Annotated in this window: 8 protein-coding genes; 6 read left to right on the top strand and 2 right to left on the bottom strand. The window is 47.4% G+C overall.

The window, feature by feature from the left end; genetic code table 11:
- Window positions 1–95: 95 nt before the first annotated feature.
- A complete protein-coding gene (locus tag AC6ESP_RS11200) occupies window positions 96–1481 on the bottom strand; it encodes an MFS transporter (protein ID WP_497096810.1) in 1386 nt (461 codons plus the stop codon).
- Between the two features lie 111 nt (window positions 1482–1592).
- Between AC6ESP_RS11200 and AC6ESP_RS11195 the strand changes: the two genes are divergently transcribed.
- Complete coding sequence (locus AC6ESP_RS11195; protein ID WP_497096809.1) at window positions 1593–2486, top strand: LysR family transcriptional regulator; 894 nt, start codon at window positions 1593–1595, stop codon at window positions 2484–2486.
- Window positions 2487–2526: 40 nt separating this feature from the next.
- Here the strand turns inward: AC6ESP_RS11195 and AC6ESP_RS11190 are convergent, their stop codons facing one another.
- Entirely contained in the window at window positions 2527–4251 is a 1725-nt protein-coding gene (locus tag AC6ESP_RS11190) for a cellulase family glycosylhydrolase (RefSeq protein ID WP_497096808.1), read from the bottom strand.
- A 718-nt stretch (window positions 4252–4969) separates the two neighbouring features.
- Between AC6ESP_RS11190 and AC6ESP_RS11185 the strand changes: the two genes are divergently transcribed.
- The 5 genes from AC6ESP_RS11185 to AC6ESP_RS11165 all read left to right on the top strand — a co-directional run bounded on the left by AC6ESP_RS11185 (window position 4970) and on the right by AC6ESP_RS11165 (window position 12070).
- Window positions 4970–6760: an extracellular solute-binding protein gene (locus AC6ESP_RS11185; protein ID WP_497096807.1), complete on the top strand. Its 1791-nt coding sequence runs from the start codon at window positions 4970–4972 to the stop codon at window positions 6758–6760.
- A gap of 102 nt (window positions 6761–6862) precedes the next feature.
- The gene (locus tag AC6ESP_RS11180; RefSeq protein ID WP_497096806.1) at window positions 6863–7759 is read left to right on the top strand and encodes an ABC transporter permease; all 897 of its coding nucleotides are present in this window, start codon (window positions 6863–6865) and stop codon (window positions 7757–7759) included.
- Between the two features lie 12 nt (window positions 7760–7771).
- On the top strand, window positions 7772–8650 hold the full coding sequence (locus AC6ESP_RS11175; protein WP_497096805.1) for a carbohydrate ABC transporter permease: 879 nt from the start codon (window positions 7772–7774) through the stop codon (window positions 8648–8650).
- Window positions 8651–8685: 35 nt separating this feature from the next.
- Complete coding sequence (locus AC6ESP_RS11170) at window positions 8686–10497, top strand: sensor histidine kinase (protein WP_497096804.1); 1812 nt, start codon at window positions 8686–8688, stop codon at window positions 10495–10497.
- On the top strand, window positions 10451–12070 hold the full coding sequence (locus tag AC6ESP_RS11165; RefSeq protein WP_497096803.1) for a response regulator transcription factor: 1620 nt from the start codon (window positions 10451–10453) through the stop codon (window positions 12068–12070). The genes AC6ESP_RS11170 and AC6ESP_RS11165 overlap by 47 nt, the downstream gene beginning before the upstream one ends.
- Window positions 12071–12120: the final 50 nt, after the last annotated feature.

The raw sequence follows: 12120 nt of genomic DNA, 5'->3' as shown, positions 1-12120 counted from the left end.
ATAATAATACATTAACATGAATAAAGATACAACTGGAGTTTGAGCACAACGATTTCTACCGACATCATACTCCTTTCAATTTGTACCCGGTGAACCTACGACTCTTGCAATTGCCTGGACTCCCGGCGCCGCCGATTCATGAGTACCAATGACAATGAAATGACCGTGAGGATAATCCCAAGCACTCGAAACCCCTCGAAGTTGAATGTGCCTCCCATTACGATCCCTATCAACAAGGAAGAGAGAATGGTGCCCAGGTATCTTGCTGTATTAAATAATCCGGATGCTACACCGATTATTGCCTGCGGAGAGCTTTGGAACAGGGCTGCTTGCATACCTACATTGTTCAACCCGTTGCTAATACCGAATGCAGCTAGAGCAATACACACGCTGATAACCGGTGAAGTGTGATTCAATGTCACGAGCCACACAGACCCTAATGTCATTAAGATGGCGGACACCAGCAATGCTGGTCGAGATCCTGATCTATCGATCCATCTACCTGCTATTGGAGCAGTCACTAGCGAGCACATGCCTAAGCTTAGCATAAGAATCCCTGTATGGAACTCGCTGACATGACGTACCATTTGCAAGTAGGACGGAAGCCCGAAAAAGAGCGAGTAATAAAGGACGTTAACGAGCATGAATTCGAAGTTAACCCAAGTCATCGCAGGATATTTGGCGAATGTTCGCAATGGAATAAAGGGTGACGTCGCTTTTAACTCATGTCGGACGAATGCCCCCAGCGCAGCGAAGCCTATCAGCCCGACAATAACATGACTTAATGTGATATGCCCAGATGATTTGGCTGAGAGCAGCCCGAGAAGCAGGGCAACCAGCCCCGCTGTGAAGAGCAGGATACCTGACGCATCAATCAAATCACACCATTTACGCAAGGACATGCCCCGTGTAACGGATATTGACGGTTCGTCCTTCGGAATATTCCTCCAGGATAATAGAAAGCTTACCACCACGAATGGAATATTGACGAAAAAGATAGCAGGCCAGCTCCACCAGTGAATTAAGACCCCGCCAATAAAAGGGCCAATTGCTGCAGCCCCGGATAGGAATATGGATAAAACAGACAGTGCGGTCGCTTGTTTCTCCGTAATATGGATTCGCACGATGGCCATTCCAACCGCAACCATCATGCTTGTTCCGATGGCTTGCACAATGCGGAACACGATGAGCCACCCGAAGCTTGGTGATAGGGGGGCTGCTAATGATGCAAGGAAGGCTACAACAAGCCCGATAAGAAAGATTTTCCTACGACCGAATAAATCGCTGGCCTTTCCCATGATAGGCTGAGCGATGCAGCTTGCAATGTAGAAAGAAAAAACAATCCAAGAAACACCTGTATAGTTAAGCTGAAACACATTTTGCAGCCTTGGAATAGCAACGGAAATCATAGAAGAATTTAATGGATTCAATAGTATCCCAAGGCCAACGGAAATCATTAGCCACCTGCTGCGAGCATTCATTTTTGGTCCCCCTAAAGTGTATTACTGTCATCGTACTTGAAATCGTTTATTTACTCCAACGCATTTCATGTTATGATTTCATTGACTTGAAGGAATGAATGGAGGGTCACAATGGAACTTCTTCAATTGCAATATTTTATCGCGGTGGCTAGGTTGGAGCATATGACAGAAGCTGCACGAAGTCTGCACGTTACTCAATCGTCACTTAGCAAAACAATTGGGCGCTTGGAGGAGGATCTAGGGGTCCCTCTATTCGATCGAACAGGAAGGAAGCTGCGATTGAATGAGTTCGGCAGCAGATTCCTTCGACGTGCAGAAAGGGCTTTGTTTGAACTGGAACAGGGGAAGCAGGAAATAAGCGATTTGGCCAGCCCGGAGCACGGCACACTCGAATTGGCGGTGACCACCGCAAGCACGTTACCCCATATTCTTAGAGAATTTCGGAAAAAGCGGCCCGATATCCAATTTCATGTGCAGATGCTAACCATGAAGGAAATGGCTACGCTTCTTCATAGAGGAGAAGTCGACTACTGCTTGTCCTCACCACCGATTCAAGGGGATGACATTGAATGTCAAATCGTGTTCATCGACCCGATCCTAATAGCTGTTCACAAGGAGCATCGGCTGGCAGGCCGAAGCAGCGTATCCTTGACAGAACTAAGGGATGAATGGTTTGTCGGTGTTAAGAGAGGCTACGGGACTCGCGATTTAGTGGACTCCATTTGCGAGACGGCGGGTTTTGAACCTAAATATGTGTACGAGGGAGATGAGCCTGCAAGGCTAAGCTCTCTGGTTGAAGCAGATATTGGCATAGCCTTCATACCAAGCACGGCAAGGTTCTCACGGGAGGATATCAAGTATATCCAAGTAGAGAATGACGAGTTGGTAAGGGAGATTGCTTTATTAAGGCACAGGAGTAGATACATTTCGCAGGCTGCTCTGGAATTTCGTGAGGTCGTTGTCGAATATTTTGAATCGCTATCCAAACAAACGGCATCGTCCTAAGAGGAGGACAATGCCGTTTGTTCTTGATCCTATGATTCTACTATTCCGTTGCTTTACCTACAACACTCGTTCCGCTCTTCGTGATCGTATACGTAACGATATCGCCATTCCTGAAGTGGAACTTCAATAGGACTTCGCCGTCCTTCACATCTTTGAAGAAGTTCGGGAGCAGCTCGATTACATTCGTGTCATAAGAAGGAGTGAAGGTATAGCCAAATTCTTTGAATGAAGTCCAGTCTTGGGGACCGGCATTGCCGCCATCTGCATACACGGCCTCCATGGTAGCTAATTGGTTGCCGTTAAAAGCAGCTGGAATGGCAAAGGACTCCGTTGTACCTTCTGTACTGCTGAGTTTCACAGTGTCATACACGATGATCTTAAGCTTCCATGTAACGCCTTTGTTGAATTTAATAGTTAGAACAGCATTTTCACCTAATTGTTGTGAAGCGGTGAGCTTATTAAGCAGGCTGGCTTTGAGGATTAGAGCTTCACCCTTCATGTTATAGTCCGTCCCGCTTTTTAGATATTTGCCATTAGCACTAATGGTCGTTAGTTTATTGCCGAACAGGTTAATCCCTACTTTAGTATCCTTAATCGCAGCACCTTGTTGGAGGTAGACCTGATCGTTAACTAAGGTGGCTGACCGTTCCTTTAAGCCTGACATCAGGATGTTATGAAGCTCAGGATCAGACCACTTATATGTCTTGCGATCAAAATGCTGCCCATTATCCCAGAGCATAGAAGCAATCCTGTTCTTTTTCAAATAATAGGTTAAATACTCGAAGAACTTCAGCTTCTCGCCTTGCTCAATAACGCCTGTGTTCTTATCGAAGCCGAGCAGACCGAACTCTCCGACGATTACAGGAATACCTTTGGCGACAAAAGTATTGTACACCTGATCAAAGGTTTGGGTGATATCGTTCTTCGTATCTTTTTCATAGGTGGTGTAGCCCGCAATGTTCACGCTGAATGGCCAGAAGCCATAATAATGTACGGTTGCGATTAGATTAGGATCATTCAGAGCTGTAATCGTCTGGTAAAGCCCATCCATTCTAGATTGAGTAGGAGAGGTTTCTAATGAAGGCAGCACCAGTGGACGCACATCATTGCTTCCGCCGGATTTCCGGACAATGCTGTGGAAGGATGTGTTAAGCTCTTCCACCATCTGTTCCATCTTCGTCTCATCCGTGCTTCCGCCATCCGTGAAACGAGGCTCATTAATGCTCTCGAACATCAGCTTGTTCGAGTGATCCTTGAAGCGATCAGCAATCTGTGTCCAGCCTGCATTATAACGGGCCATAACTTCATCATGCTTGCTCTCCATGTGGCTTATCCATAACCAGGAGTCATGGTGGACGTTAATCATGACATAAAGCTTGGCATCCAGCGCCCAGCCAACAACCTCTTCTACGCGATCAAGATAGGCTTCATCAATGGTATAATCCGGCGCTGCACCCATATGCGTATCCCATGTGACGGGAATCCGAATGCTTTTGTAGCCTTCTTGAGCGATGCTGGTAATAAGCTCTTGGGTTACGCGCGGATTGCCCCACGAGGTTTCATCAGCACCTGTTGCGTCTAATGTATTGCCGAGGTTCCAGCCGGGCTGCATGTCGTCTACATAGGATTGGAGCTTGCTCTTAGGCGCTTCCTTAGGCTGCTGCTCACCCTTGGCATCAGCGGCGGCAACGGATGCGAACAGAGAGAGCAGAAGGGCAGTGACAAGGGTAAGTGATAAGAAAGATTTGTTCATTCGATTAGTCATTGAGTTCTCCTTTGTCAGATGATTGGTGATCATTAATCTGGTCTTGAGTCAATAACTTGATGATTATTTGCAAGCGCTTTCTAATTAAAATTAACATAGAGCATCTTGTAAAAATACATGACTAATTTGTGGGAATTTCATATGTAATTAGTGGTTTTCCAAAAAGTCGGTTCACGAGTAGCGAAGCTGGTTACTGTAACTGTGCTGCACGGGCCTAGTGTAGATGAAATAGCGAAAGTAGGTTCTCCAACAGCGAAAGTAGTTTCGCTAATGCGAGGTAGGAGGGGGGAGCAAGGTTAGCGCACTGGATTACCTTATTGGTGAACGTAGTTTCGCTAATATGAGGTGGTGAGAGGGGAAATGGAAGGATAGCGCAACAAAGTTCCTAAATAGCGAAAGCAGGTTCACGAGTAGCGAAGCTGGTTACTTTAACTGTGCTGCACGGGCCTAGTGTAGATGGAACAGCGAAAGTAGTTTCGCTAATATGAGGTGGTGAGAGGGGAAATGAGAAATAAGTGGCTTAACTAAAGAAAATTTGGACGTTAGACGGGAATAGATTTCATCAAGCATGATTAAGCGGTGGCTTAGCCTGAATGAAATCGATTGGGAAGGAATGTACGTTTTTCGATATCACGTTAAAAATCGAATATATACGGAATTCCACCAAGTCCATATAATTTGAAGCGTACCACCAATGTCCAAAGAAAAGGGGTAATTTATGAGTCGATATGCGAAGGTCGCAAGATTATTAACGCTTTCGATTGCCATTGCACTATTACCGACATTAGCCGCTTGCACGAACGGCAACAATCAGAACGCGGCAAGTCCGGCAGCCTCAACCAGTACTCCTACCGCATCGGAGCCCGCCAAAGCGGAAGAGCCGGCGGAGAAGTGGAATCAGAAGTTCGACCCTCCGGTTACGATTACGACCGCCATTGTGGACGATGGAACTTCGCGGGGCAATGCTTTCAAGCCTGGTGAATCTATGGAAGACAATGCGAATCTCCGCTGGATGAAAGAAAATATGGGAATTAACGTGAAATTCGATTTTATTGTAACGAAGCCAGAAGATTATGATACGAAGCTTCGCCTGCTGCTCTCCAGCGGTGGCAAGCTGCCTGATGCATTCGCCGCAGGGAACGACCCGCTGCAAAACTTGCTTGCGGCCAATAAACTGATGCCTTTGGATGAAGCGATCGAGAAATATGCGCATCCCGAGTATAAGAAGCTGTTGGAGAAGTATAGCTACGCACTGGGCGAAGTCAAGAAAGACGGCAAGATATATGGTTTGCCAGCCTTCTTCATGGGTGACGAAGGCACTGTGATGTGGATCCGCAAAGACTGGCTTGATAATCTGGGACTAGAGGCGCCTACAACGCTTGATGAATTTGAAAACGTTCTCAAGCAGTTCACGGAGGGTGACCCCGATCAGAACGGTAAGAACGACACGATCGGTCTAGCCGTACCGCTCAAAGAAGGGCCATGGACTTGGATGGGCCAGACAGACGCGATCGTCTCTGCCCTCACTGATCAAATGATCAATACGTACGACGTGCGCTTGTTCTGGAACAAGGACGCAGATGGCAAGCTGAGCTACGGCGCGATCCATCCGGACGCCAAGCTGTACTTGCAGAAGATGAGAGATTGGATGAGTAAAGGCTATCTGGATAAAGAAGCCGGAATCAAGGATCCGGGAAAAGCCTCCGAATTGACAGCCAGCGGCAAGGCCGGCATTATGTTCGGACCGTTCTGGATGGGCGATTGGCCGCTCGGTGATGCGACCAAAAACAATCCGGATGCCGATTTCCAGGCGTACCCACTTCCGGCCGGGCCGAATGGCTTGGTGGGCCGAGCAGAGAAGCCGCTGACCCAGGGTTTCACGGTATTCAACAAGGACTTCAAGCATATCGATGCCTGGTTCGCGTACTTCAACAAAATATTCGCGAAGAAATTGGAGCTGGAAGGCGATCCGTACTTCGATCCGCGTTGGAAAGACGGCTATCATGAAGGGTACGACTATGTGAAATTGGACGGCAAAGTCATCAAGGGTAACTATGAAGAGGCGGGTGTACCAGCAGACCAATGGCCGCTGAAAGACGGAGGCACGATGGATATCCGCTTCATGATGACGAATATTCTTGGCAACTTTACAAGTATCCCACACTCCAACGTTGCAGCAGTCAAGAAGTTTTTGGCTGATCCGAACGCAGAGCCCGTAACGGCGATGGAATTCGACACCAAGCAAATGAAGAAGAGACAGCTTGACGCTGCGGGCGTACGGATTAACCAAGCCGTCACCGAAGGCAAGAACTATTTTACCGGACCAATGACACCAACGATGAAATCTAAAGGCGAATTGCTGAAGAAGCTCGCTACGGAAAGCTATCTGAAAATCATTTACGGCGAAAAGCCGGTGGAGCACTTCGATGAATTCGTCAAGCAATGGCTGGATAACGGCGGCCAGAAGATTACGGACGAGGTTAACGAATGGTACGCGAAAAACCAGTAATGATCACAGGCTACATTTGAAGAATAAAGGATTCGATGACGGAGGAGAGAGCAGCCTTGGCTCTCTCCTTCTCTATTTTCCAAAGGATAGGAAGGATGCATAATGGCAGCGTATTGGCGAAAAACTTGGCCGTTCCATGTTCTATTGTTGCCGGCCTTAGCATTGGTCTTCGTGTTTCAATATGTTCCTTTGTTCGGGGCCGTTATTGCCTTCCAGAACTATGAGCCATGGCTTGGGATTAAAGGCTCGCCTTGGGTAGGCTTAGAGCATTTTCGGTATTTGTTCACCTATCCGGACGGCAAGCAGATCATATGGAATACTTTAATTATTGCCTCATTTAAACTGATCGTGAATTTGATCGTCCCAATTATCTTCGCTCTCTTGCTCAATGAAGTCCGCAAGATGTTATTCAAGAGATTCGTGCAGACGTTCGTCTATTTGCCGCACTTCTTATCGTGGGTCATCCTTGGGGGAATTCTGATCGATATTCTATCGACGGAGGGCGGAATCGTCAATCGTCTTCTGAATTCGTTCGGTATCCAGAGCATCTTTTTCTTAGGTGACGGCAATTGGTTCCGATTCACGGTCGTTCTAAGCGATGTGTGGAAAGAATTCGGATTCTCTGCGATTATATTCCTCGCTACACTGGTGGGCATCAATCCGGCTTTGTATGAAGCGGCTGAGATTGACGGAGCTTCACGCTGGCATCAGGTGAAATTAATCTCCATTCCTCTTATGATGCCAATCGTTATCGTCGTCGCCACCTTGTCGCTCGGCAGGATTCTGGATGCTGGATTCGATCAAATCCTTAATATTTATAACCCTCTTGTCTATTCACATGGAGATATCATCGATACGTTCGTCTATCGGGAAGGCTTGAACAACGGACAGTTCAGCTTCGGTACGGCTGTCGGACTATTCAAATCGGCGATTGGCTTCATCTTGATCGTAATCAGTTACAGAATGGCTTTCAAATTAGCCAACTACCGGATTTTTTAAGGAGGAACGACCATGCGCTATCGCTCTAGAGGGTACACCGTATTCACGATCTCGAACACGATCTTTCTTAGCTTGTTGTCGCTGATTTGCGTTCTTCCTCTCCTCCATGTGTTCGCGTTATCATTCAGCTCGCGGGCTGCGGCAACCGCTAATATCGTCAATTTCTGGCCAATCGGCTTTACGACGGATGCTTATGTGAAGACACTCAGCAACGAAATGTTCATCCAGTCCTTGTGGACCGGGGTAGAGCGGACCGTGTTAGGTACGGTGCTCTCGATGGCCGTCATAACGATGGCATCCTATAGCTTGTCGAAATCCGTGCACAAATTCCCTGGACGTCAAATTTATATCTGGGTGTTCGTCTTCACAATGCTGTTCTCAGGAGGACTGATTCCTTCTTATGTATTGGTAAGCAAGCTGCACATGATTGATACGATATGGGCGTTGGTGCTGCCTTCGGCCGTCAGTGTATGGAACATGATTCTGATGCTCAATTTCTTCCGGACGATTCCGCAGGAGCTGGAAGAGGCAGCCTATATTGACGGGGCCGGTCATCTGAGGGTGCTATGGAGTATTTATCTGCCCGTATCGATGCCGTCTATTGCGACATTGTCTTTATTTACAATGGTCTTTCATTGGAACTCATGGTTTGACGGCATGATCTATATGTCCAATCCGAATGGCTATCCTCTTGCCACTTATTTGCACTCTATGATTGTTAGTGACAACTTGTCTAGGGTTGGTATAACATTGGAAAGTATAGAAAACTTTTCTAACCGAACCGTTAAGTCGGCGCAAATATTTATTGGGGCGCTGCCCATATTGCTCGTGTACCCGTTCTTGCAAAAGTATTTCGTTAAAGGAATCGTACTTGGCTCGGTGAAATCCTAGTGAGACTCTGACCACATAAAATATGATCGAATTGGGTGAGCCTTATTTTTAAGATCAGACGCGGAACGGTCGGCAAAATGAATATTTTCACGAAAGTCATGATCGTCATCGTCCTGATGCTTATCCCTATTATCGTCATGTACAATTCCTCCAATAAGACCAGCACCAGTGTTGTCGAGCAAGAGCTGCTTCAGATGAACTTGAATCGGATTCAATTTTTCGTGGAGCAGATGGACGTCGAGGCGGACCGATTATGGCGTTCCGCCTTTGTCATCGCGGCCGACCCGGATACGCTGCAAATGCAGCTCCGGACTTCCTCTGAGCCCGACTATTCCACACTCGCATCGAAGAGAGTTCTGCTGCAGAAGCTGGATATGCAGTCAACCTCCTTCGAATGGGTAAATGATTTCACCGTCTATTCTCCTTTATCGGATATCGTCGTGTCTACGAATATGAAGCAAAATTACGATGCTCAGTACTTCAAGGATGCTATCCAGGATCATTGGGATTATCGCGTAATCGTGACGGACCGGGGACCGGAGAAAGCGTTCGTGCGGAATTTAATCACACCTTTTGAATCATTATCCAAGCTTGGAGATCCGAATCTGTATGTTGAGGTTACATTCACTTCGAATAACCTTGTGAATATGCTCGAAAGATTTATGCAGGGCACTGTCGGACAGCCGTTCCTCTACAAGCCGGGCCTTGACCCTATCATTCCGCGGGAGCTCGACCCTGAGCTGGCTAACGCCATGGCGGAGCAATTCAACATCATCAGAGCACAGAATCCGACCGAAGGATCGATCAAGATCACCTTTCAGGATGAGCCGTATCTTGTCAATTACGTAACCTCAGATTCTCTGGGATGGTATATGGTCGATTTCCAGCCGATGAAAAAAGTGCTGGCGCCTATTGATCATAGCAAGCGTATGTTTTATGCTGCGGGCTTGCTATTGCTGTTGATGGGCATTGCCTCTGCAGCATTGCTGTACCGCAACGTGCAGAAGCCGATCAACGACCTGATCCGGGCGGTGAGATCGCTCCGGCGTGGTGCGTATAATCATCGGATCAAGCTCGGCCCCCACAACGAGTTCCATTATTTGATCGAGCAGTTTAACTTGATGTCCGAAGATATTCAGACACTTATTGATAAGGTGTACATGGAGCAGCTTCACGCCAAGGAATCCTCGCTCAAGCACCTGCAGGCTCAGATCAATCCGCATTTCCTGTATAATAACTTTGCCTATATTCAAAGCATGGCGCAGCTGGAGCGGACCAAAGTGATTGTCGCATTCACACAGCACTTGAGCCAATATTACCGTTATACGACACGGACGGAGCAGCAATTGACTTCATTGCTTGAGGAAATGGAATTGATTCGCAATTACTTGGAAATCCATCGGATGCAGTCCGAGCGGCTGCATTTCCATGAACATATCGAGGTTGGCATGATGTCTACTCTTATGCCACGGCTGCTTCTGCAGCCGCTAGTGGAGAATGCGATCGTGCACGGCATGGAAGGCAAGGCCGGACAATTCGAGATCGTTATCACCGGCAACAGAACTGTGGATGGTTGGGAGCTCGTCGTTGAAGACAACGGAGTAGGATTGCAGCAAGAGGAACTGGAATCGTTAAGACATTCCTTGTCCTTGCAAGCGAGTGAGGATCACAGTCTTGGACTGCGCAACGTTCATCAGCGTATCAAACATTACTTCGGTCAATCCTCAGGGCTTCTAATTGAACATTCATACCTAGGCGGGCTTCGAGTGGCGCTGATGATTAAGGATGGAGGCGATTCTGATGTTGGAAGTTCTGATCGTAGACGATATCCCCTCTCAAGTAGATAGCTTCGCCGCTACAATTCCGAAGGAAGAGCTGGGCATTAGTCGTATTCATAAAGCCTATTCCGGTAGAGAAGCTTTGAAGCTCTATCAAGAACAAAGCATACACATCGTCATTACGGATATACGTATGCCAGAGATGAGCGGAATCGAGCTGATTCGTGAAATCCGTGAAATGGGACGTAAAGTCAAAATTGTCGTTATTTCGGGCTATGCGGATTTCGAATATGCCAAAAGCGTAGTTCCTTATAATACCTCTGGTTACTTGATGAAACCCGTTAACCCGGAGCAATTGCGGGAGACGCTGGCCAAGCTAGCCGAAGAAATCGCTTGCGAAATGAAGCTGCAGCAGCAGCAGCAGCGTGATGTGTACGCTTTTCGAGAGAATTTGCCTGCACTGCAAGGTGAGCTGTTGAATCGTCTGCTGTATGGCTACGGTATCCCTAACTCAGAGCTGGAACGGAAGCTGTTCCTGTTAAACTTACCTTTCTCCTTGCAGCAGAGAGTAGGCTTGTTCGTCGTAAGGCTGGAAGGAAAGCTGCAGGATTATGAGAAAATGGATAAAGAGCTTATCGAATATGCGGTTACGAATATGGCGGAGGAATTACTGCGAGACGCCTTTCATTTGTGGTTTTGCCGCGATCATAACGAATATCTCGTCATTATGGTTTCGGCTAAGGAGAGAACAGATGCGAACGAGCATGCTCTTCGGGGTGGGATGGACATTCGGATGGCAGCGCTGAAGAAAAAGGTGGAAGCTCTCCTCAGTGGCAGTATCTCCATCGTGCTGGCTGAGAATTGGACGCAATTCCCTGAAGGCGTCCCCGGACTATATCGATCAGTAATCGATGGTATGAGGGTGATCGAAGAGAAGCGGCAAAGCGTATTTCTGCGAATCGGAGATAATCTCGACGATCAGGTTCAGATCGGAACGCTGACGTCACTGTATCGGCCACCTCTTCTTATTCATTTGCTCGATACGGGGAACTGGGTGCATGCAGAGGAGAAGCTAATCGAGATATTCGTTGAATTGAAAAGCAAGAACTATCCTCCCGAGCATGCGAATGAAGCTTATTTCGCCATCGCTAACGCCTACCAGTATATGGCGCATAAGAAAGGGAAGCTGCTTAGCGAGTTCGGCGAGTCTTCCTTCGGACTCATGCCGGCTGCTCCTTCACTGAAGCAGTTGGAGAAGTGGGCATTCTTCATGCTCCGAAGTCTTAGAGAGCAATCGCAGGATTCAGCAGAGAAGCAGACAGGTTTAGTTGACAAGGTCCACCATTTCATCGGTGTGAATACGGACGGCAACTTATCACTGCAGACGATCGCGGCGCACATCGGTCTTCATCCCGCCTACTTGTCGAGAGCCTATCGTGCAGAAACGGGAAACAATCTGAGCGATTATATTATGCGATATCGGATGGAATTGGCCTCTTATTTGCTGCGCAGCACCAATAAAAAAATATATGAGATTGCTGAAATTATCGGCTATCAGGCCGTGCCGCATTTTATTAAGCTGTTCAAGGCCTTCACGAACATGACCCCGCAGGAATTTCGCGATCGATCGGGATTGTCGTGACGGATAGACGATCAGATAGGAAACTGGTATACTTGCCGGGATTGCTCCCA

The organism is Paenibacillus xinjiangensis, assembly GCF_059686975.1.
Note: the sequence above shows the minus strand (reverse complement) of the source record. Positions and strands in the feature narration are given on the sequence as shown.